The sequence below is a fragment of the Agathobaculum sp. Marseille-P7918 genome, from assembly GCF_964248325.1.
GTDB lineage: Bacteria > Bacillota > Clostridia > Oscillospirales > Butyricicoccaceae > Agathobaculum.
This window is the reverse complement of sequence record NZ_CAXTXI010000005.1, coordinates 24,652-46,142: the sequence shown is the minus strand read 5'-3', so window position 1 is coordinate 46,142 and position 21,491 is coordinate 24,652. Positions and strand designations below refer to the sequence as shown.

Annotated in this window: 19 protein-coding genes; 4 read left to right on the top strand and 15 right to left on the bottom strand. The window is 53.3% G+C overall.

The annotated features are described in order from the left end of the window. Positions 1-103: 103 nt before the first annotated feature. From ACESSO_RS08655 to amrA, 11 genes are all read right to left on the bottom strand, one after another. Positions 104-2,329 carry a glycoside hydrolase family 2 TIM barrel-domain containing protein gene (locus ACESSO_RS08655; RefSeq protein WP_373164653.1) on the bottom strand — a complete coding sequence of 742 codons (2,226 nt, stop codon included), beginning with the start codon at positions 2,327-2,329 and terminating at the stop codon, positions 104-106. Between the two features lie 343 nt (positions 2,330-2,672). Beyond that, positions 2,673-3,221, bottom strand: coding sequence for a TetR/AcrR family transcriptional regulator (locus tag ACESSO_RS08650; protein WP_373164652.1), 549 nt, complete (start codon positions 3,219-3,221; stop codon positions 2,673-2,675). Between the two features lie 353 nt (positions 3,222-3,574). Next, positions 3,575-4,054: a flavodoxin gene (locus tag ACESSO_RS08645; protein WP_373164651.1), complete on the bottom strand. Its 480-nt coding sequence runs from the start codon at positions 4,052-4,054 to the stop codon at positions 3,575-3,577. 130 nt (positions 4,055-4,184) lie between these two features. Further along, positions 4,185-5,006: a DNA-3-methyladenine glycosylase gene (locus tag ACESSO_RS08640; protein WP_373164650.1), complete on the bottom strand. Its 822-nt coding sequence runs from the start codon at positions 5,004-5,006 to the stop codon at positions 4,185-4,187. Positions 5,007-5,278: 272 nt separating this feature from the next. After that, the gene (locus ACESSO_RS08635; protein WP_373164649.1) at positions 5,279-7,615 is read right to left on the bottom strand and encodes an ABC transporter permease; all 2,337 of its coding nucleotides are present in this window, start codon (positions 7,613-7,615) and stop codon (positions 5,279-5,281) included. Further along, positions 7,599-8,294 carry an ABC transporter ATP-binding protein gene (locus ACESSO_RS08630; protein WP_373164648.1) on the bottom strand — a complete coding sequence of 232 codons (696 nt, stop codon included), beginning with the start codon at positions 8,292-8,294 and terminating at the stop codon, positions 7,599-7,601. The genes ACESSO_RS08635 and ACESSO_RS08630 overlap by 17 nt, the downstream gene beginning before the upstream one ends. Positions 8,295-8,357: 63 nt before the next feature. Further along, a complete protein-coding gene (locus tag ACESSO_RS08625; RefSeq protein WP_373164647.1) occupies positions 8,358-9,590 on the bottom strand; it encodes a sensor histidine kinase in 1,233 nt (410 codons plus the stop codon). Further along, positions 9,587-10,285 (bottom strand): response regulator transcription factor, encoded by a 699-nt coding sequence (locus ACESSO_RS08620; protein ID WP_373164646.1) that lies wholly within the window; start codon positions 10,283-10,285, stop codon positions 9,587-9,589. Before ACESSO_RS08620 ends, ACESSO_RS08625 begins: the two co-directional genes overlap by 4 nt. A 181-nt stretch (positions 10,286-10,466) precedes the next feature. Next, positions 10,467-10,916, bottom strand: a complete 450-nt coding sequence (locus ACESSO_RS08615) for a helix-turn-helix transcriptional regulator (protein ID WP_373164645.1) — start codon at positions 10,914-10,916, stop codon at positions 10,467-10,469. A gap of 164 nt (positions 10,917-11,080) precedes the next feature. After that, a complete protein-coding gene (gene amrS / locus ACESSO_RS08610) occupies positions 11,081-11,905 on the bottom strand; it encodes an AmmeMemoRadiSam system radical SAM enzyme (RefSeq protein ID WP_373164644.1) in 825 nt (274 codons plus the stop codon). Then, positions 11,902-13,290, bottom strand: coding sequence for an AmmeMemoRadiSam system protein A (gene amrA / locus ACESSO_RS08605; RefSeq protein ID WP_373164643.1), 1,389 nt, complete (start codon positions 13,288-13,290; stop codon positions 11,902-11,904). The genes amrS and amrA overlap by 4 nt, the downstream gene beginning before the upstream one ends. Before the next feature lie 233 nt (positions 13,291-13,523). On the opposite strand from amrA, the gene ACESSO_RS08600 reads away from it, so the two are divergent. The 4 genes from ACESSO_RS08600 (at position 13,524) to ACESSO_RS08585 (ending at position 18,395) form a co-directional block, all read left to right on the top strand. After that, a complete protein-coding gene (locus tag ACESSO_RS08600) occupies positions 13,524-14,210 on the top strand; it encodes a response regulator transcription factor (RefSeq protein ID WP_373164642.1) in 687 nt (228 codons plus the stop codon). Between the two features lie 8 nt (positions 14,211-14,218). Further along, positions 14,219-15,256, top strand: coding sequence for a sensor histidine kinase (locus ACESSO_RS08595; RefSeq protein WP_373164641.1), 1,038 nt, complete (start codon positions 14,219-14,221; stop codon positions 15,254-15,256). A 71-nt stretch (positions 15,257-15,327) separates the two neighbouring features. Next, on the top strand, positions 15,328-16,011 hold the full coding sequence (locus tag ACESSO_RS08590) for an ABC transporter ATP-binding protein (RefSeq protein ID WP_373164640.1): 684 nt from the start codon (positions 15,328-15,330) through the stop codon (positions 16,009-16,011). Further along, positions 16,008-18,395 carry an ABC transporter permease gene (locus tag ACESSO_RS08585; RefSeq protein ID WP_373164639.1) on the top strand — a complete coding sequence of 796 codons (2,388 nt, stop codon included), beginning with the start codon at positions 16,008-16,010 and terminating at the stop codon, positions 18,393-18,395. Before ACESSO_RS08590 ends, ACESSO_RS08585 begins: the two co-directional genes overlap by 4 nt. 75 nt (positions 18,396-18,470) lie before the next feature. Here the strand turns inward: ACESSO_RS08585 and ACESSO_RS08580 are convergent, their stop codons facing one another. The 4 genes from ACESSO_RS08580 to ACESSO_RS08565 are packed head-to-tail and all read right to left on the bottom strand — an operon-like array spanning position 18,471 to position 21,486. Next, on the bottom strand, positions 18,471-19,094 hold the full coding sequence (locus ACESSO_RS08580) for a dihydroxyacetone kinase subunit L (protein WP_373164638.1): 624 nt from the start codon (positions 19,092-19,094) through the stop codon (positions 18,471-18,473). 14 nt (positions 19,095-19,108) lie between these two features. Next, a complete protein-coding gene (locus ACESSO_RS08575; protein ID WP_373164637.1) occupies positions 19,109-20,116 on the bottom strand; it encodes a dihydroxyacetone kinase subunit DhaK in 1,008 nt (335 codons plus the stop codon). Between the two features lie 30 nt (positions 20,117-20,146). Further along, on the bottom strand, positions 20,147-20,788 hold the full coding sequence (locus ACESSO_RS08570) for a histidine phosphatase family protein (RefSeq protein WP_373164636.1): 642 nt from the start codon (positions 20,786-20,788) through the stop codon (positions 20,147-20,149). Positions 20,789-20,817: 29 nt separating this feature from the next. Continuing rightward, a complete protein-coding gene (locus tag ACESSO_RS08565; RefSeq protein WP_373164635.1) occupies positions 20,818-21,486 on the bottom strand; it encodes a class II aldolase/adducin family protein in 669 nt (222 codons plus the stop codon). Between the last annotated feature and the right edge of the window lie 5 nt (positions 21,487-21,491).

Genomic DNA, 21,491 nt, shown 5'->3' with positions numbered 1-21,491 from the left:
AAGACCGCAGTACAAGCCATTATGAAACATTGCTGACAAAAGGAAGGCTCCGTTTGGTACGGAGCCTTCCTTTTTCCATTTCCCTGCTTTGGGACCATTGATATTATTTTTCAATTTGATTGAGCTGCTGATTGATATAGCATTTGCTTTTTTCCTTGATTTGGGTCCCGGCAAGCTCAATTGCCTTTTCCAGCGATATATTGTCCACCATGCCCGCATGTCCGGACATATTTTCCATTGTTTTAGCCATGGAACCGAAAAGCACTACAGCATATTTTTTGATCAGTGCAGCGGCCTCCGGATTATTCATGATATCTCCTATGGTATCCCGCACGGAAAAGTATCCTTCCGGATATTCCATCTCTCCGTCGACCTGAATATCAGCGAACCAGTTTGTAACGCCTTGTTCCGTATCGTCTTGGCCGGGCAGGATATAGTCCGGATTGGGCTGCGCCACTCCGTTCAATGTAATGGTATCCTCCACCATACCGCATCGAGCGGTGATAGTGTTGGGACCGTCCTGCAACGGCACTTGAGGAAATACGAATACATGCGAACCGGTCAGAGTACCCACTTCCACTCCATTGAGCAGCAGAGTGATTTCAGGCTGGTTGGAATACACCTTGATATCCCGCTGTCCGGGTGCCCGGTCGGCAAACCGTCGCCCTGCCACATGCACAAACGGCCGCTTGCTCCACCATGCTTTATACACATAAAAAGCATCCTTTTTTATCTTCCGATCATATGTGACCAGTCCTTTATTATTTCTGCCGCAACTGCCGCCCTCATCGCGCGCGTCAGCGGCAAAGTCAAACATATTCCACACCGCCGTGGACCACAAATATGGCCGGGATGAGAATACTTCCAACATGGCTTCATGATAATCAGCCTGATACTCCTCCGAATAATCGCGAGCCTTTGGTGTGGCCGTATGCCAGTTCAGAACCGCCTCCGCGCCGTACTCACTGACACCGAGGCAGCGAGCAGGATATTTTTCATGAAAGTCGTCCAGCCATACTCCATTTTGTTCCACACTCCCAGAATACCAGCCGAAATAATGGTTATAGGCTAGCACGTCCGTGAGTTGATTGTGCGGAGAATCCATCGGCAGCATCGTCACCTGCGCCATCGTAGTCAGGCGAGAGGCGTCCAGTTGATGAACCAGATTATTCAGCTCCAACAGGTTTTCCTGCAGTGCCTGACTGTCTCCCCCTACTGTTATCTCGTTGGAAATCCCCCAGAAGCAGATGGATGGGTGATTGTAATTTTGCAGAATCAGTTCCGTCATTTGAGACAAGGTATTTTTTCTGGCTGCTTCGTCATGCATAAAGACCGTGATAAAGGGAATTTCCGCCCACAGCACCATGCCTGCGCGGTCACATAGGTCATAAAAATATGCGTCATGTTGATAATGAGCAAGACGGATATAATTCGCGCCAACCTCTTCAATCAAAGCCAGATCTTCCTCATGATCAGCCCGAGAAATCGCCCAGCCCTTATTCATTCTGTCCTGATGACGAGATACCCCTCGCAGCGGATAGCTTTTCCCGTTCAAGAAAAAGCCCTCATCCGGATCTGCGAAGAAAGTGCGGAACCCAAATTGTGTCTGCACCCGATCCAGTTCTTTTCCATTGGCATCCACCAGTGAAAGCCGGGCCGTATAACAATTGGGCGCGTTCAGTCCATCCCATAGCTCTGGCTGCGCAATCTTACCTTTCAGCTCGACACTGGTCTGAGCCGGTGCATTTATGCACAGCACCTCGCGGCCTGCCGGGTCGTGTATCGAGCATGTCAGCTGACAGTCATCCGCATCGACCGTACGCGTATGAATCCATACCGTGCCGTCTGCTTGCGGCGCAACAAACACACCATCTGTACCGTGAAACATCAAATCAAAATGCACAGGCTCTACTTCGAGAAAGGTAACCGCTCGATATATACCGCCAAAGAAGGTGAAATCCGCTTGCTGCGGATAGACATGGCTGGAGCGATTGTCCGCCACTACGCGCAGCTCGCGGCATCCTGCCGCCATCACATCGGTCAGCTCCAAGCGAAAGGTGGAAAAGCCTCCCTCATGAACGCCGAGCAAATTCTCTCCGTCATATACAGAGGCAATATGATTTACCCCCTCAAACTGAATAAATTGCCGCTTTCCAGCAGTGGGTTCCGGCAGAGTCAGAAGGTAGGTATAGGCCCCACGGTCATAATCCGCTCCGCCATCCTGTCCGTCCAGCGCATTCCAAGTGTGGGGCAGATTTACGTTTTCCCATATCCCTTGTTCCGGTTTTTTGGAAAAGCGTGCAGTGGTAATCGGTTTTAAGTTTCGCATCAAATATTATTCCTTTCCGGGAGACTTTGGTTGTTATTATGGTGCAAATTCCATACACAGGCAGCTGTTTTGCGTAAGGCAATAATGTTGAGCATAATGAAAAAAACTCGGCCTGTGTTTCCATAAAGCAAACATTTCGCTCAACCGCTATGCCTTTATGTTTCTTCAAATCTGTATTCTATTTTTTTATAACAGCCTGAACCGTATCCTGCCACTGTCAATGTCTTGTTTCTGTTTAGACAAAAATCCCAAAGTGTCAAGATGTTTGACACTTTGGGCTTTTTGTCTATGCATTCGAGCTGAACCAAATGCAGAATTTTTCACCTTTTCCAGCGAGAAATCGTCACAGCAATCCTGATTTGCGGTCTGCAAAGCGAATGGGAATTTCCCCTGTCAAAAGGCGGCACATCTGCTCTGCCAACACATCGACATCCAAATTTTTTTGTTTCAGATTTGTCAGCATCATGCCGACAAGACCGCAGGAGCAAAAGGAAAGCACACTTTCCACGTCCTCAGGCGAACAGAAAACACGCAGTTTGTTGCCTCGAATCAACTCTTGCAAATAGGTATGAACTGCCTTAACAAATAAGGCTTCCATCTCCGGTCGGCGCTGGGACGCCATCAACTGTAAGATCAATTCCTTATGCTGAAAGGCTTCGTATATAAAGCCCCTGATTGCCGCTTTGTAGGTCGGAGCCTCAAGACTGCGCTCAATAGACTGTTTCAGTGCTTGGTTCTGATACCACTCCACCACATCCATGATATCCCGAAAATGATAATAGAAGGACTGCCGACTGATATGACAAGCCTCCACCAATTCTTTGACAGTAATCTTATCCAGTTTCTTGTGTTTGAGGAGTTCATTCAACACATCTGCAATTTTCGATTTCATATCTCCCGGCATAGCGAATCCTCTTCATTCTCTTTGCATTGCAGGCATTTTATCCTTGTTTTCCAGTTTAACAGAAACCTGATGGGCTGTCCAGAAAAAACACCGTTCCTATCTTTTCTCTATGTGCCAAACGAAAAATGTCAAGCTGAACCTGTAGCGGCTATTGTGTCAAATACCATTATTTCAAAAAAATCGCTGTGAAGCTACGGCCTCACAGCGACCCAAGTCTTCTTTTTCAGAGCCAATCCAACCGGTCTGTTTTTGCTTCCACTCAATCTGCAATCGTGCGGACGATTTTGCCCAGCCTTGCATACTGTATGTCGACTCCGGCACATTCTACGCCTTGTCCTTTATCACAGCTTCAATCCTTCTACCCAAGACTTCAGTTCGGCCTCATTCAGCCGACCATGCAGCAGCCGTCCATCCAGAATCTTAGCTCCGGGAGCACTGCTTTGCAGACCAGCGGCCGACTTCCCCAATCCGCTGCCGCCAGAGGTGGCGAAAAGAACGATAGTCTTGCCGACAAAGTCATAGCTCTCCAGAAAAGTGTTGATAATAGTAGGAGCGACATACCACCAGATGGGGAACCCTAAAAAAATGACATCATAATCTGCAATCCGGGCATTCGTATCGGCCAGTGCCGGGCGAGAGCTTTTATCCTGCATCTCCACGCTGCTGCGGGAATCTTTGTCCATCCAGTTCAAATCGGCTCTGGTATAAGGTACTGCCGGTTTTATTTCATAAAGGTCCGCTCCTGCGGCTTGCGCCAGAATCTTTGCAGCCTTTGCGGTGTTACCAGTGGCGGAAAAATAGGCAACCAATGCTTTTTTCACAATGAACTCCTCCTTTTCTTCTATTGTAATTCCCGGCTAGGAAAATGTAAAATACTTAATTATCATCTATTTATATGCCCCAAAGGCATATCCATGCCGTTTTTTACAACAAGGAGATACATGGTTGGCGTTACACCGTTTCTACTTTATGATTCTGCGCATAATAGAAAAAATACTGCTGCATAATTCCAGCATCGTCACCATACCGCTCGAAAGGATTGTGTCCCTTGTATTTCTGCTGAATAATTTTCTGAATCCATGTATCAACAGGCGCACAGGAGGTACGGCCATAGGCAAACAGCGCCACGCAGTTTGCAACCTTTACTCCGACTCCACGCACCCTTTCCAGCTCAGACAGCAACGCATCATCAGGAAGAGCCGCGATTGCATTCAGGTCCAGACTTCCCGATACAACCTGCTGCACTGCATCGCAGATATAGGCAGCCCGGTATCCGGCTTTACAAGCGATAAAATCCTCCGCAGATACATTTTTCAGCTGCAAAGCCGTAGGAAACATGTAAAGCGTTTCGCTCTGTGTCTTAATCTTCGTGCCATACCGCTTACTGAGCATTTCCACCACAGCGCGGATGGCTGGTATACTTTTCCGTTGAGAGATAATAAAGGTGATCAGCATCTCCCAAGGATCCTGACGGAGGATACGAATACCTGCACCGGTTTGCGCGGCCAGACTCAGGAATGCATCATCCGCCGGAATCGTCCTGCTGATGGCATGGTAGTTCCGATCCAAATCAAAATAAGGATGCCAGACTTGTTCCCATATATCCTGCTCACAGCTTACCTCATAGACTTCATCTGACAGTTTTCGGATATACAACACCTGTTCTCCGATGATGAAGCGGTAGGTTCCTCCGCCGAGCGAAACCGCACGGAAGCATTGGCCGCTGTCAATAATTTTTTCCAAATCTAACAAATCGGGGATATGAATCTCCATATAATTTCTCCTTAATAGCGAGATAGGTCTCTCATAGTATAATCCTTTTTCTCTAGAGCGGCAAGGCATGACGTGTCGTCCATCGGCAACCTTTCTTCCGGTCGGTTCGCCATTGATATCATTGGATAAGATTTACGCGCCAGACTTTTATATGCTGTCGCAATAGCATAACCAATGCCATAGGAAGCACCGACATCCAACGCAATCTCACCTTATTTTTCCACCCCGCAAGCACAAAACGGCAGCAGGCTTACGCCTGCCGCCGTTTTTCTTTACTGCGCGCTGATCGTATCCACAATGGACATGGCGCGAATGCGTTTGGCCGGACTCCAGATGGCCAGCAGCGCCGCAAGCAACATGATCAGCAATATCAGACCCAGTGCACCGAACGGTATATACCATGCATTCCCCCAGTTCGGCGTGACCATATTTTCAAAAGCGAACCGATTGAGCGGCAGACCGACCGCGCAGCCTACAACAATGCCACAAACCACATAGGTCAGCGTCTCGGCCGCGACCATACGCAGCAGCTGACGGCCGCTCATACCAATGGCACGCATCGCACCATATTGCTTCATACGTGCGGACACGCTCATCGAAATACTGTTGACAATATTGAACACCGTGATCAGTGCGATCAGTGCCAGAAAACCGTAGAAAAATAGCGCAAAGGCATAGTAAGTGCCGCGCACCTCGCTGTTGCTCAGCATCCTGTTGGAAAAGGCATAGTCGCTGCCCGCGAGCTGCCGGATCTGCTCGGCCTGCTCGTCGGTCTTGCCATGGCGCAGCTGCACGTCGATGATCGTATAGCCGCTCTGACCGGTGATCGCGGTAAACAGGCTTTCCGAACAGATGACCGTGTCCGAGCTGGTTGCAAACGGCGTGTAGTTCAGCGTCGCTGCCACCGGCACAGTCTGCTCGCCCTGCGGCGTCGCAAACGTGACCAGAGCGCCCGGCGCATATCCGCTGCCGTCTTTGTACAGCAGCAGCACACCTTTCCCGTCACGCGCAGCCTGCACATCACCTTCCCGCACCATCTCTTCCGCCCAGCCGAACTGATTGTCCTCAAAGGACACCAGCATGGCGTCCGCGTCCGCGCCGCCGATCTGCACCGGCAGGTCATAGGCAAAGCTACGACCGAACGCCCGCTCGACAAAGGGCAGTTCGCCGATCTGCTGCTCCAGCTCTTTGGGCACTGTGCAGCTATTGTCCTTACTCAGCACCGACGCATCCGGCGTGTACGGCTGCAGCGGCTTGATGGCGCATTGCATAAAATCAAGCGTTGGACTGAAGCTCAAAAACAGGATGATGCTGAACGCAAACGAGCCGGTCATCAGCAGAAAGTTTTTACGGCTGCCCATCGCATGGTGTATCCCCAGCACCAGTTCAGCAGGCATGCGACCTGCCCGCACCGCCTTGTAGCAAGCCTTACCGGGGGCCGCATTGCCGGACACCGCCGTCAACGGCGACACGCGCGCCGCCCGCCGCGCTGGGGCGCGCGCCGCCAGCAGCACAGTTGCCAGCCCGATGACCGTCCCGCATACAAGGCTAATCCAGCTGACCGCGAACACTGGCATATCGCCGAAGTAAAAATCGCTGGTCCATCGCAGCACGGCGCACAATCCCCAAATCGTAACCACACTCATGGCAAGCCCGACTGGAATTGCGCCGACGCACAGCTGCAGCGCCTCGCGCCGAACCAGCCGTTTGACCTGTTTGGGTGTTGCGCCCAGGCAGCGCAGCATGCCGAAAAACTCGGTGCGCTGCGCGACATTGCTGTTCAGGCTGCCCGCGATCATCAGAATGCCTGCCGCCACCACCAGCACCGCGAGCACCGCCGCGATCAGATAGAGCCGCACCATGGCGGAGTCGTCCGTCTGCAATGTCAGCGTCAGCAGTTCCTTATTCTGCCCTACCTGACTTTCGTCCAGATCGTACACCGCGCAGATATTATCAATCGCATCCGGAATGCGGCAATGCGAAGAAAAAGCAACATAGAGGACCAAGTCCTCGGACTTAGTATCGGGCAGGAAATATGTTTCATACCCATCGATGTTGAAAAACAGTGCATACGCTCCGCTTTGCGACAGCAGCGGATTATTACCAGTAAAGCCGGACAGGGTGACGGCAAGCGGTCCTTCCGGCGTCTCCAGCGTGATTGTGTCGCCCACCGACAAACCGAGCTGGAGTTTCATATCCTTCGTTGCAAGTGCTTCGGTCGCGGTCTGCGGAAACATGCCGTCCTCGATCTCAAGCGCAGGAAACAGCGTCAGCATAGACTCATCAAAGCCGCAGATACCGGTTTTTACGTCGTTGACCGTGTAGTCCAAATTCAGGTCATAGTTCGTCACAGCATAACGGCTGCTGATTTCCACCTCAGCGCGCTGAGCGATCAGACTCTGCTGCCGGTCAGTCAGGCCCGGGAACATCGCATGCCATGCACCCTGTTCGAGCACAGTCCGCTGCGTCATGCTGCGGATCTCCATATCGGCCATGCCGAATATCCCTGCGATCAAAAATACTGCCAATACGATGCATAATCGGGTCAGGCGGCTCTGCCGCCGGTGTACCCGTGCAGAAATCGAAACCAGATCAAGATAACGCTTCATCGGTAGTCCCTCCCAGATCGGTCAGCACGCCGTCGGATACCTGCAAGACACGGTCAACGTCAGTGGTCAGATGCCGGTTGTGCGTAATCATCAGAATGGTCTGCTGATAGCGGCGGGATGCCTGCGTTAACAACGTCATCACGTCCTGACTGTTCTTGCTGTCCAGATTGCCGGTCGGCTCATCGGCCAGAATCAGCTTGGGCCGGGTGATAAGCGCGCGTCCGATCGCAACGCGCTGCTGCTGACCGCCGGACAACTGGCCGGGTAAATGGTGCCGCCGGTCAGCCAGCCCCAGCAGGTCAAGAATCTCATCCACCGCCGCCGGATCGGGCTTGCGGTAGTCCAACAGCAGCGGAAAGGCGATATTCTGCTCGACATCCAGTTCTCCAATCAGATGGAATGACTGAAAAATAAAGCCGATGTTGCGCCGCCGAAAGATCGTGCGCGCTTCCTCCTGCATAGCGAACAGATCCTGTCCGTCTATGCGGATATGACCGGATGTGGGTGCGTCCAACGCGCCGATGCAGTTGAGCAGTGTGCTCTTTCCCGAACCGGATTCACCCACCACAGCGGCAAACGTGCCCTTTTCCAGCGAAAAGGAGACATGCCTCAGCGCGTCCACCCGTGCCTCCCCCGTCCCGAAGGTCTTGCAAACATCCTCTATCTGTAATATTTTCATGACATGATAACCTCCTTTCCTCAAACCTTAGCACTGCAATCTTACAAGCGGGTGAATTTTACCTTACGATTTCGTAAGCGGGAAAGACAGGGTAAACGCCGCGCCTTGTCCCGGCTCACTCTGTACTGAAAGCAGCCCGCCCTGTCCCTCGATGATAGACTTGCTCAGCGGCAGCCCCAACCCAATACCCGGCGTATCCAATGTGCGCTCACTGCGATAGAACCGCTTGAAGATATGGTGGAGATCCTCAGGCGCAATGCCGCAACCGTCGTCCTCCACCTTGATTTGCAGCAGCACCGGCGTGCGCGCCCAGGAGATAAGGACTTCCCCACCATACCGGGTGTGATCGAGCGCATTCTTGACCAGATTACCAACAGCTTCGCTCGTCCACGCCGGATCGCAGACCAGCTGCTGCGCAGGTTCACCGTCCAGCCGAATGGTTTTGCCCTCCCGCTGCGCGCGTGTCAGCAGATCCTGCACGGCGCTTTGCGTCAGTTCAGCCACCACGACTGACCGCCGTTCAAACCGAATACTGCCTGCGTCCAATCGGGCAATCTTGAGCATCATTTGAATGAGCGTCTCCATCCGCCGCAGCGACACCCCCATTTTAGCGGCAAATTCGCGCACGACAGCGGCATTATCCGGCTCATCCGTGACGATCTCCTGATACATCATCATCGCTGCAAGCGGTGTTTTGAGCTGATGTGAGATATCCGACATGGTTGCTTTGAGAAATTCCTTGTTCTGCCGTTCGTTTTGTTCCTTAGCCTGCAAAATCGTAGCCAATTGCTCCACCGCCGCAAAGAGTTGAAACAGACTCCCCTCTCGATGCTGCGGCAGGCGGGTGGAATAATCGCCATCAATGTAGCGACGTATGGTCTGCGCCGCGCACTCATAAACACGCCTACGGAGTATCAAAAAACGCAGCGTTCCGGCAAACAGCACAAGAATCAGTCCCGCACAGCCCACAAACACCGCAGCTCCCAGTGTCCGCTGAAATGCATGCAGCGTCGGCAGCAGCCGGGCGGAGGTTCTCTCGGTCATGCCGAGCAGCTCGAGCAGATGCAGCCCATCCGGTGTGACGCTGTCGCTTTGCATCGCGGACGCGACGACAGTTTCCGATACGCCCTGCCCCAACAGCGCAGACGCAATTTCGGCGCTGCGGTCAAGATACAAGTTTTGTGCTGCGCGGCTGTACATCGCGCCCAGCAGTAGTCCAGCCACGAGCAGCATCACAGCGAACAGCAGCAGAAACCAGACAAACCGACGCACCTGTCGGTCCTGAAGCAAGGTCACGGCACGTCCTCCTTCCACTGGTATCCAAAGCCGCGAACGGTGCGCAGGCGGCGCGGCTGGGAAGGGTCGTCCTCCACCTTTTCGCGCAGCCGCCGCACATAGACTGACAGCGTATTGTCGTCCACAAAATCCCCGGCATCGTCCCAAAGCTCGTTCAAAATGACCTCACGCGTCATCACACGACCGGCGTTGCGCACGAGCAGACAGAGCAAGCGGTATTCTGCACTCGTAAGCTCCAACGGTCGGCCGTTCAGCGTAACACGACTTCCCAGCAGATCAATTCGAAGCGCGCCGCTTTGCAGATATTGTCCCCGTCCCGCCTTTGTCATGCCGGCCCGGCGCAGCAGCGCCCGGATACGCGAGCACAGTTCGCCCAGGCGGAAAGGTTTGGTGATATAATCGTCCCCACCGCAGTCCAGCCCGCGAATAATGTTCACTTCCTCGTCGGACGCGGTCAGGAATAAAATCGGAACAGCGCTGCCTGCGGCGCGCACAGCTTCGCATACGGTGAAGCCCGTGCCGTCCGGCAGCGTCACATCCAGAATCAGCAAATCAAAACGGTTCAGCTGCGGCAGCCATGCCAACGCTTCAGCCACCGTGCGCACCACCTCAACCGCAAAACCATTTTTATGCAGTGAATAGGTCAGACCGTCAACCAGGCTACGGTCGTCTTCGAGTAACAGCAGTTGATACAACAAAATCCCTCCGTTTTTTAACCGGATGCTGTCATTATAGCATATCTGGCAGCGGTTTTGCGCAGTCTTACAAAACTGTAAGGCTGCCGGCATGTCATCTGCCGCAAGCCAGAAAATGTCGTTTGCGCAAAAAAGAGCTAACTGACTTTTTCCATCAGTTAGCTCTTTTGTTGCCTCATGCTTATATCTGTCCCTTCCAAACGCGGGCCAGAATGTCCTTGAGTACCAGCAGCGCATCGGTATTATTGTAACCGTATTCCACCCGCAGCCGGGTCAGCATCTCCCGCAGTGCGGGTGCATAGTCGCCGATGCGCACCTTCTCATGATAAGTGCCAAGCACCGGATATTTCTTGCTCCACACCTTGTTCCAATCAATTCTGGCCTGTGCTTCGTCGCTGACACTGTCAATCATCTGCTGTGCCTGCTGTTCGTCAAAATCATATTCTATCAACTCGTCCAACGTCATGTGATAGAGTACCGCCAGCCGTTTGGACTGACGAATATCCGGCAACGTCTCATCGGTTTCCCATTTCGAGATGGTCTGACGGCTGACACCCAGCTTTTCAGCTACATTTTCCTGAGAAAGACCGCTCTTTTTCCGGGCATGATATAAACTGCTGCCCAAACTCATATCTTTTCCTCCTGATTCGATATTCTGTCTGTCAGTATACCGGTATGACGGCTAAATTTCCACCAACCAAAGCTGCCAGTTTTGCCCGTTTTATTAACACAGTCGCGTCATCCGCTCCGGCCCACGCCGATGCGGCGCAAACCATAGAATTCTCCTCTAAGGGTTCAGCAGTTGCCCGTGTACACATAGCGCAGCTGCTCCCGCGCCACATCCGCCAAGCGGTAAACTGTCTCCACCGGCGTAGGAGACCGGTTCGTCATGCGGTAACGCGGAAAAAAGCGGGAGATGTGCAGCGGAATATCCGCACGGACCGCAGAAAGCCACGCAGACAGAGCGCGCATCTCGTCCTCGCTGTCATTTTCACCCGGTACAATCAGCGTCGTAACCTCCACATGGCAGACTTGTGCCGCCAGTGTGATGGACCGCTGGACTGTTCTCAAATCGCCGCCCAAGGTACGATACCAGCCTTCAGTAAACCCTTTCAGGTCGATGTTGACTGCGTCAATCCACGGCAGCAGGGCGCGCCAAGGCTCTTCCTCAATCGCACCATTTGTTACCAGCACATTGCACAGCCCCGCCTCGTGCACGAGCATCGCGCAATCGCGCACATATTCATAGCCGACCAGCGGCTCATTGTAGGTGTAGGCCACGCCAATGTTACCGCGTTCCTGCAGCCGAACAGCCTTGTGTACCAACGCTTCGGGCGAACAATCCTGCGTGGAAGCATCCGCACCCGCCGCGGCGATTTCCGCATTCTGACAGAAGGGACAGCGCAGATTGCAGCCGAAGCTGCCCACCGACAGCACCAAACTGCCGGGATGAAAGCGGCGCAGCGGCTTTTTTTCGATAGGGTCAAGTGCAAGCGCGGTCAGCTTGCCGTAATTGAGCGGAGCAATTTTCCCATGTTGGTTCGCTCTGGCGCGGCACAAACCGGTCTGCCCCACATCCAGATTACAGTGATGAAAGCAGAGATCACATATCACACTCATAGATGCCGCACCACCTCAAACCGCTCCATTTTGTACGGTTCATCCGCACGAATACCGCCCTTCTGTCGCGCAATATCAACCTGCTGCACCACCGTGTCCACACCGTCAAGATCGGGCAGCAGCAAACCGCGCCGCGTACCGCAGGAAACGATCACACCGTAACGCTTTGGGTCGAGCTGTTCAAGAGAATCCACGGGCTCGGGCTCACCCAGCACGTCCACACTGTATTCCAGTTCATCCAGTTCCTCCGGATGCACTGGAGGGAATCGCGGGTCGCGCGTACCCGCAGACACCGCATTCTGTACGATCTCCTGCGCAACGTTTGTCTGCGTGGCCTCAATGGTGCCGATGCAGCCGCGCAGCTGCCCGCCGATGTGCAGCGAAACGAACGCACCTGCCGCCCGCCGGGTCAGCTCATCCGGCAATCCGTCCGGCAGATGTTCCAACCGGCTGCCGGTACGCACATAAGTCTCGAGTGACAGCCGTGCCAACCGCACCCAAGCGTCCTCGCCCGCGCTACGTTTCTGCAGATGTTCACGCTGTGCCTGCGCGCAAGCGGAAGCGAATCGGCGGCTGGCATCCTGCCCCGTAACCGGGAAAAGCGCCACAGCATAGCCCACGCCAAAGGTGCCTTCATGACTGAGCAGCCGCGGTGCAACAGCTAATCCATCCAGCGCGCCCGCCATCATCTGAAAAGAACGCAGTCCGCACTCTGCCGCCCGCTCACAAAGCGCCGGGTTCATCGTGAGAAATTGCAGAAAATCGCCAGACGCCATTGCTCTTGTGACAGCCTCATCAAATTTAGGGCCTTCCGGCGCAAAGCCATAAGGTCCGTCGACCTTCAGTTTGTGCGACAGGTTACCGCTGGCTACAAACACTGCGCGGCGGCCCAGCGCCTCAACTGCCTCGGCCACACACTGGCCCAATCGGTAATGCGCCAGCGGTGAAAAGCCGGATAGTCCCATGCGCACGATTGGGCAAGTAATGCCCGCTTTGCGCAAAAAATAGAGCGGAATCAATACGCCATGATCGAGTTCCGGATCACGCTGGCCAAGGGTGCCTGCTTTCAAGTCTGCCTGCTGCGCCCGACGCACAATTTCATCCCGCAGCAGCGTATCGTATTCAACCTGCATACGCACCTGCGGCGCGCCAAACGCAGCCATATCGCCCGCAGCAGCTTTACCGGGGGCAATGTGAAAATAATCCCCGTACAAGATGGTATGCGGCGAAGCCACGATGAGAACCTCCGGCTTCCACCCGGCTACCCGCTCGGCCGCAGCGCGCATGCTTCGGCCGGTGGCAGCGATTTCTCTTTCCCGCCCACGACCTACCTCGGGCAGCAGCACTGGCGGATGCGGGGTCAAAACAGCTCCAAGCATTGGCATATCATCGGTCACTCCTCTCGATTCACCAAGTTCTATTTTCAGTATAGCACGGCAAGCGGCACCGCAAAAGTTAAACCTGTAAATCTGATGGGATGCACGCATATTTTCACGCTTTGCGCATCTGCGAAACGCCCTGCCAATTTCATTTCTTGTAATCTCTGTGCAAAACACTATAATAGAGAGTTGTAAAGCAAACGTACAACTACTCCAACTGTCAAGGACGGTAAACGCAAATGAAGCGAATCTTTTTTGTCGAGGATGACCTGAGCCTGATCGGCGGCCTATCCTTCGCCCTGCAAAAGCAGGGCTATGCGGTTGATAACGCCCGCACCTGTCTGGAAGCTGGACAGTTATGGTGTGACAATGTCTACGATCTGGTCATTCTGGACGTGTCTTTGCCGGATGGGTCGGGCTACGACCTTTGTCGAACAATCCGCCAAACCTCCAAAGTTCCGATCCTGTTTCTAACTGCGGCCGACGAAGAAACCGACGTTATCATGGGTCTTGACATCGGCGGCGACGACTATATCACCAAGCCGTTCAAACTAGCGATTTTTCTCTCCCGTATCAACGCTCTGCTGCGCAGAAGCGATGCCTTCCGTCAGCCGGACGACGCACTGCACTCTAACGGCATCACTGTGCAGCAGCTAACACGCGAGGTTTCCAAATGCGGCGAGGCGATCGAGCTGACCGCCGGCGAATACAAACTGCTCTGCCTGTTTATGGAGCACCCGAACATTGTGCTTTCTGCGGAACAGATTATGGGTCGGCTCTGGGACTGCGAGGAAAACTATATTGACAGCAGCACGCTGACCGTTTACATCCGGAGGCTGCGCGCCAAAATCGAGGACGAACCCAGTAATCCGAAGCGAATCGTCACCGTGCGCCGCATGGGATATAAATGGAATACCGCAGAATGAGGTGTACTATGAAAATACTGGCTGACCCAAGCATCAAGCGCCTGTTTTGTGGAATTCTGGCTGTTATCGTTGTTTTTTCTGTGCTGTCTACCGTCCTGCTTGCTGCAGAAACCGAAAACCTGCTGCCGTATGTACCGACAGCTTTCGTCGGCATGGGAATTTTCATTTTTGCCGCCCTGTACTGGTATTTCCGACAGCAGCATGCCGTCATGACCCACGCGGTCGAACAAATCCATGCATTTATAGCAGGTAACTCGGCTGCACGCATCGAATGCGACGATGAGGGTGAGCTGAACCGTTTATTCCACGAAGTCAATTCTCTGGCCGCAATCCTGAACGCACACGCGGAAAACGAAAGCAGCGCCAAACGATTTATGAAGGATACACTGTCGGACATCTCATACCAGCTCAAAACCCCGCTGGCAGCGCTCAATATCTACAACGGCATTTTGCAGCAAGAACCGACCGATTCGGATGCTATCCGAAAATTCACTGCCCTGTCCGAGCAGGAGCTCGACCGCATCGAGACTCTTGTGCAAAATCTGCTGAAAATCACCAAGCTGGACGCGGGCACGATCGCACTGGAGCAAACCGAGCAGAACCTGTCCGAGCTGATGGCCCACATCGAGCGTCGTTTTTCCGTACAGGCGCAGCAGCAGGACAAAATCCTGTCCTTCGCCGGAGACGATAGCATTTCTCTGCGATGCGATCCGCACTGGCTGGATGAAGCCGTCGGCAATATCGTAAAAAACGCACTGGACCATACTCAGGCTGAAAATTCCATTCATATCGCATGGCGATCGTTTGCTTCAGTCGTGCAGATCACCGTGCAGGACAACGGCAGCGGCATCCATCCGGAAGATCTGCCGCACATTTTCAAACGGTTTTACCGCAGCCGATTTTCCAAGGACACACAGGGTATCGGGCTTGGACTTGCGCTTGCCAAGGCTATCATCGAAGCGCACCGCGGCACCATCGAAGTGGACAGCACACTGGGTGTCGGCACGACTTTTACAATGAATTTCCTGATTCCTACAAAATTGTAGGCTGCGTGTCATGCGGCAGTAGGGTTGCCGTGGTACGCTTTTGTCAGCAAACGAAAGAAGGTGCCAACTCAATGGACTTATTAGAAGTCAGCGACATCTGCAAAACCTACGGCAGCGGCGAGACGGCTGTACACGCCTTACGGCACGCGACGTTTTCCGTCCCAAAGGGAGAATTTGTCGCTGTAGTCGGTGAATCCGGCTCGGGAAAGTCTACGCTGCTCAATATGATCGGGGCGCTGGACATCCCCACCTCCGGCAAGGTGTTCATCGACGGCAAAGACATTTTTTCGATGAAGGAACGCAATCTAACCGTGTTCCGCCGCCGCCATATCGGCTTTGTCTTCCAGAGCTTCAACCTCATCCCGGAGCTGACCGTCGAGCAGAATATCGTCTTTCCGGTGCTGCTCGACTACCAGAAACCGAGCCAGGCCTATCTGGAGGAACTGCTTTCCGTGCTGAACCTGAAAGAGCGCCGCCATCATCTTCCGAGCCAACTCTCCGGCGGCCAGCAGCAGCGCGTCGCTATCGGACGCGCGCTGATCACCCGCCCCGCGCTCATTCTCGCCGACGAGCTGACCGGCAATCTGGACACACAGAACACCAGCGAAGTCATTTCCCTGCTCAAAGAAGCATCACGCATGTACGAGCAGACCATTTTGATGATCACCCACAGCCACGCTATCTCCCAAACAGCAGACCGCATTTTGCAGGTATCCGACGGTGTGCTGACCGATTTTGGGAGGTGCCGTGCATGAGAAGCTACCTCAGTCTCATCCCGATTTCTGCCAAGGTACACCGACGGCAACACCGTATGACCCTACTCTGTATCATCTTCGCTGTATTTCTGGTGACGGCAATTTTCAGCATGGCGGATATGCTGATCCGGAACGAAACCATGCATGCGAAAGAAATGCACGGCAACTGGCACATTCAAATACAAAACCTCACCGAAAGCGAAGCAAAGTCCATCGCTGCGCGCGCTGATGTAGCCGCCGCATCATGGTATCATACGGCAGGTCTGGACGGCAGCAGGAAATATCAGATTAACGGCAAACAGGCTGTGCTTTGCGGCATTGAAGAACCGTTCCGCACAGATATTATGAGTTATTTCAGCGAATCCTCCAGCATTGCGGCAAACGACAAAGTGATTTTGACTCCCAACGCAAAAGCGCTGCTTGGGGTTGACACTGGCAGCACGGTCATACTGGACACGCCCGCAGGCAGCTATCCATTTCGCGTGACAGGCTTTCGCAGCGACGACAGCAAATACGCTTCCAACAACGGCACCGGTGAAACCACCGCACTACTGGTGGACGACGACCAGATCGGTGTTTTCATGAACATCGCAGCACTCCGCCGGGTCTTGTCAGACAACGGCGATACCGGCAGCCCAGTGTATTTCGTTCAGTTTGACCGCCATGCCAACTTAAAAAAAGCGATTGCCGCAATCCAAGCGCAATGCAATCTGGCCGACGAGGACATGAAACAGAACTTTATCCTGATGGGGCTGGCCGGACTGAGCAACAACACCGTTGTGAAAAACGTATATCCACTTATCTTTGTGCTGTTTCTGCTCATTCTGCTTGCGGGTGTACTGATGATTTCAGGCAGCCTGAACAGCACGGTCGCCCAGCGGACACAGTTTTTCGGTATGATGCGCTGCATCGGCATGAGCCAACAGCAGGTTACCAGATTTGTGCATCTGGAAGCCCTGAACTGGTGCAAAACCGCCATCCCAATCGGTGTGCTGCTCGGCACATTCCTCGCTTGGGGGTTAAACGCGGTTCTGCGGTATCTGGTCGGCGGTGAATTTTCTGAAATTCCCATTTTGGGCATTAGCGCAGTCGGCATCGTCAGCGGTGCGCTGCTCGGCCTCCTGACCGTATGGATCGCCGCACACGCTCCTGCCAAACGAGCCGCACGTGTGTCCCCTATGGCGGCGGTATCTGGCAGCGATGACCCACGGCAGAGCCGGCCGCACCGGATCCACTCCCGTCTTTTGTCCATCGAATCCCTGCTTGGTGTCTCTCATGCGGTATCAGCCCGCAAAAATCTTGTGCTGATGTCCGGATCATTCGCGCTCAGCATCATCCTGTTTCTCTGCTTTTCCGTGCTGGTCGAACTGCTGGGCTGTCTGCTGCCGACATCGCTGTCCGCACCCAATCTGACCGTTGCCAGCAAAGACTACTCAAATACAATAAACCCTGCTCTGGTTGAAGAAATCCGCAGCATGCCGGGCGTCACCCATGCCTTCGGACGGATGTATCAGGAGAATATTCCGGCGAAATTCAACACCGCAACCTCTGAAACAACAGCAGACCTCATTTCTTATGACGATCTGCAGCTTGGCTGGCTCGCGGACGACGATATGCTGCGCAAAGGAAGCGACCTGTCCAAGGTATACGGCGATAACGGGTCCGTGCTTGCCATATGGGATGAAGATGTGCCGCTTGACACAGGAGACCGCATTTCCGTCAACGGAACCACCTTGGAAATTGCCGGAATGCTGCAATACAGTCCGTTTTCCGATAGCGGTCGCACGAACGGCGAAGTTATCCTGATCTGCTCCGAATATACCTTTACCCGACTGACCGGCGTGCAGGATTACGCCATCATCGACGTGCAGGTGACCAAAGAGACAACTGACGCACAGGTCATGACCATCAAAGACCTCGTCGGCGAGCGGTATGCCTTTACCGACCGACGGGATGAGGGCGATCGCAGCACATTTTATGCATTCAGCCTGTTTATTTATGGGTTTCTGGCCGTTATTGCGCTGATTACCGTGCTGAATATCATCAACAGCATCTCGATGAGCGTATTGGCCCGCACCCGCCAGTACGGCGCGATGCGTGCCGTCGGTATGGACGGTCGACAGCTGACCCGCATGGTTGCGGCGGAAGCCGCGACCTATGCGCTTACCGGTTGTGTCATCGGCTGCGCCGCAGGTCTGCCGCTGAACAGGCTGCTGTACGACAAGCTGGTGACCGCCCACTTCCCCTATTTCACATGGACGCTGCCGCTGGCCGCGCTTGTCATTATTCTGCTGTTTGTCTTTGGTGCAACCACTGCATCCGTTTACGCCCCCGCCAAGCGAATACAGCGTATTTCGGTCACGGAAACCATCAACGAGCTATAGCGACTTTTCAACAGCTTTGCACTGCATATAAAAAAACTCCGGCATGAGTACATACCGGAGTTTTTTTGTTCAACATCAATGATTTGCAGTGTAATACTCCTTGATCCCCTTGAAGATCAATTTACCAACCACAGAACCACCATCCAAAATGCCAATGCTTCGCTCGGCAGAATAGGCCGCGCGGCCATGAACAGCCTTCATCTGCTTGGTGGCTTCCGAACCATCTGCGGCCGCTTTGGCTGCGGCCTCCACAGCCGCCGCCGGGTTCTGCGCGTTTGCAACCAAAGCTTCTGCACCGGGATAAATGGCATCTACAATGGTTTTCTGACCGACCTCGGAACCGGCCTTGACCATGATGTTATCCACGCCGGCTTTCACCGCAGCCGCTGCCTCTTCGAATGTGGCCTCTTCCTTACCTTTCAAGGCCTTGGCAATTCCCATAAATCCAAACGCTGTGATGGTACCCAGAGAGGAGGGAGCAGCAGCATTAAACACCTTACCACATGCCATAATCAGCTTGCCCAGATCGCTCTCTTCGGCCGTCTTGAGGTATTCCACAACCGCTTTATAGCCATCATCCATGGAAATGCCCAGATCACCGTCACCGTTTACCTGATCCAGCTCCACAAGATAGTCTCTATTTTGTGCAATCTCTGCACTGATGGCGGAAATAATTCCTTTTACCGACTCTTTATTCATTGCACATCACCTGTTTACTTATTGGAATTGGTGTAAAACGGACTCTCTGCGGGAGCCTGAAGCAGTTCTTTCAGCTCAGCATCCAACTTGAAGATAGTAACGGACAGACCCGCCATTTCCATAGAAGTCGCATACTCGCCGATATGAGGCATCACAACACTTACACCCATATCCTCTAGAAGCTGATGGACTCTGCGATACACAATCAACTGCTCCTCCATAGGAGTTCCGCCCAGACCGTTCACCATAACGGAAACCTCGTCGCCGCTCTGCAAAGGCATATCCTTGGTGATGGTCTCCACCAGCGTTTCGGCAATCTCATCGGCAGTCATCATCTTTCTTACCTCGATACCGGCCTCGCCGTGAATGCCCATGCCAATCTCGATCTCGTCATCGGCAATGGTGAAGGTAGGCTTACCCACTTTGGGCACAATGCAGGGAGACAGCGCCACGCCCATGGTGCGGATATTGGCCAAAGCCTTTTCCGCCACGGCTGCCACTTCATCCAGACTCATCATACGGTCGGCTGCTGCGCCAGCCACCTTAAAGGCGTACACCATGCCTGCCACACCGCGACGCTTGTCTGCATTTTCCTTGGGCGAGCTGGCCACATCGTCTCGCACCAGCACCTGACGGGTTTCAATATCGTCAAACTCAACCTCGTCGCATGCCATACGGAAGTTGAAGATATCTCCGTTGTAGTTTCCGTACAGGCAAAGCACACCATTGCCGCGATCGCAGGCACGAATCATATCTGCCATCTTTTCCGAAGCGGGAGAAGCAAACACTTCGCCCACGGCGCAGCCGTCCAGCAGTCCCTTGCCAACGTATCCTAAAAACACCGGCAGGTGTCCGCTGCCACCAGCGGTCACGATGCCCACTTTACCATCTTGAGTGGGATAATTGGAAAGCAAAACCCGAAAATCATCGTTTAAAAGTTTCACTTTATCACCATAGGCGGCAATGATGCCTTCCATGGTGTCCTGCACAAATGTATCTGCGCTGTTTATGATTTTTCTCATAGTGTCCTCCTATGTGTTTTTCATCCTGCGTTAGTTTTCAATGACCCCCCATGCCTCCCGCAGCAGCTCCGGGTATGGCTCCAGATGGGCAAAATCATTGAACCGCTCCAGAGTAAATCTTCCGGTTTCGGGATAGTAATTGAGTTGTGTGATGCTTCCGTTTTCAAACGTGGTTCCCAAGAGCTTCCACTTTGCCAAATCAATCCCAAGCACATGACACACAATCGCACGAATCCATACACCGTGGGTGGCAATGGCTACACGTTCCAGTCCGCTTTGGGCCACCTTCATCAGCGCAGGCATACTCCGCTCTATCACATCTCCTGCCGACTCGCCCTCGGGGTAGCGCAGATCCTTCTCCATTTTGTCCTGCTCCGCTTTAAAATCGGAAAACAAAACGTTCAGTTCATTGGTCTCGTGTCCTTCCCATTGGCCAAAACAGATTTCCCGAAACTGAGGCACAATTTCCAGCTCCACATTCCAATGCTTGTTTGCCGTCTCGGCCGTCTGGCGAGCGCGGATCATATCGCTGGAATATACCTTCTGGATGTTCCAGTCCTTCATACGCAGCCCCACAAGGTCAGCCTGACGAAAACCTTCTTCCGAAAGAGCCACATCTACATTACAACGAGTGTCACACTGACGCCCATGTCTGATCAGATAAATTTCCAAATCCTCTGATTCCTTTCCAAAGACGGAATTTACTTGTTGGGGAACTTGATTTCAGAAGGATACTCCCACTTCTGCAGTTCCTCCTGCGCGAAGCAATCAGGCTCCTTACCGTTATTAATAGCCAGTGCATGATGATACAGTTCCGCCAGCTCTTCAATGTAGGATGCCTTCAGATATGCCTCATAGATATCACGGTTGTCTACGGCCACAGCACCATGCTTCTCCAGCAGGAAGCTGTCGGCCTCCTTGCAGCTCTCGATGACACTGTTGGCCAACTCCGGTGTACCGGGACGGCCATAGGGTGCAACCGGCACTCTGGCTTTGGTCAGACCCATATTGGCAACCTCATACACAATAGCCGGGATGGGCTTGTTGAGAAGCGCAAAAGTGGTAGCATAGGCGGAATGCGTGTGGGCAATCGCAACAGCATCCGGCTTCTGACGATAAATCATCAGATGCATCAGAGATTCGCTGGTGGGCTTGAGACCAGAGAGATTCTCAATGACATTGGCATCCAGATCCATAACCACCATATCTCTGGGGGTCAGCAGTTCACGGTCCACACTGGTAGGAGTAATAACCACGTATCCACTCTCCAGATCCCGAGCGCTGAAGTTACCGGACTTATGCTTGCACAGACCATCCTTCTGTGCACGCTTGGCAATTTCACATACATCCTTTTTCAAAGTTTCGAGCATCGCTC

Bases quoted from the DNA above. Each gene is read 5' to 3' on its own strand.
- ACESSO_RS08655 (WP_373164653.1), bottom strand. From the start codon at position 2,329: ATGCGAAACTTAAAACCGATTACCACTGCACGCTTTTCCAAAAAACCG.
- ACESSO_RS08650 (WP_373164652.1), bottom strand. From the start codon at position 3,221: ATGAAATCGAAAATTGCAGATGTGTTGAATGAACTCCTCAAACACAAG.
- ACESSO_RS08565 (WP_373164635.1), bottom strand. From the start codon at position 21,486: ATGCTCGAAACTTTGAAAAAGGATGTATGTGAAATTGCCAAGCGTGCA.
- ACESSO_RS08595 (WP_373164641.1), top strand. From the start codon at position 14,219: ATGAAAATACTGGCTGACCCAAGCATCAAGCGCCTGTTTTGTGGAATT.
- ACESSO_RS08640 (WP_373164650.1), bottom strand. From the start codon at position 5,006: ATGGAGATTCATATCCCCGATTTGTTAGATTTGGAAAAAATTATTGAC.
- ACESSO_RS08590 (WP_373164640.1), top strand. From the start codon at position 15,328: ATGGACTTATTAGAAGTCAGCGACATCTGCAAAACCTACGGCAGCGGC.
- ACESSO_RS08585 (WP_373164639.1), top strand. From the start codon at position 16,008: ATGAGAAGCTACCTCAGTCTCATCCCGATTTCTGCCAAGGTACACCGA.
- ACESSO_RS08575 (WP_373164637.1), bottom strand. From the start codon at position 20,116: ATGAGAAAAATCATAAACAGCGCAGATACATTTGTGCAGGACACCATG.
- ACESSO_RS08615 (WP_373164645.1), bottom strand. From the start codon at position 10,916: ATGAGTTTGGGCAGCAGTTTATATCATGCCCGGAAAAAGAGCGGTCTT.
- ACESSO_RS08635 (WP_373164649.1), bottom strand. From the start codon at position 7,615: ATGAAGCGTTATCTTGATCTGGTTTCGATTTCTGCACGGGTACACCGG.
- amrA (WP_373164643.1), bottom strand. From the start codon at position 13,290: ATGCCAATGCTTGGAGCTGTTTTGACCCCGCATCCGCCAGTGCTGCTG.
- amrS (WP_373164644.1), bottom strand. From the start codon at position 11,905: ATGAGTGTGATATGTGATCTCTGCTTTCATCACTGTAATCTGGATGTG.
- ACESSO_RS08630 (WP_373164648.1), bottom strand. From the start codon at position 8,294: ATGAAAATATTACAGATAGAGGATGTTTGCAAGACCTTCGGGACGGGG.
- ACESSO_RS08580 (WP_373164638.1), bottom strand. From the start codon at position 19,094: ATGAATAAAGAGTCGGTAAAAGGAATTATTTCCGCCATCAGTGCAGAG.
- ACESSO_RS08600 (WP_373164642.1), top strand. From the start codon at position 13,524: ATGAAGCGAATCTTTTTTGTCGAGGATGACCTGAGCCTGATCGGCGGC.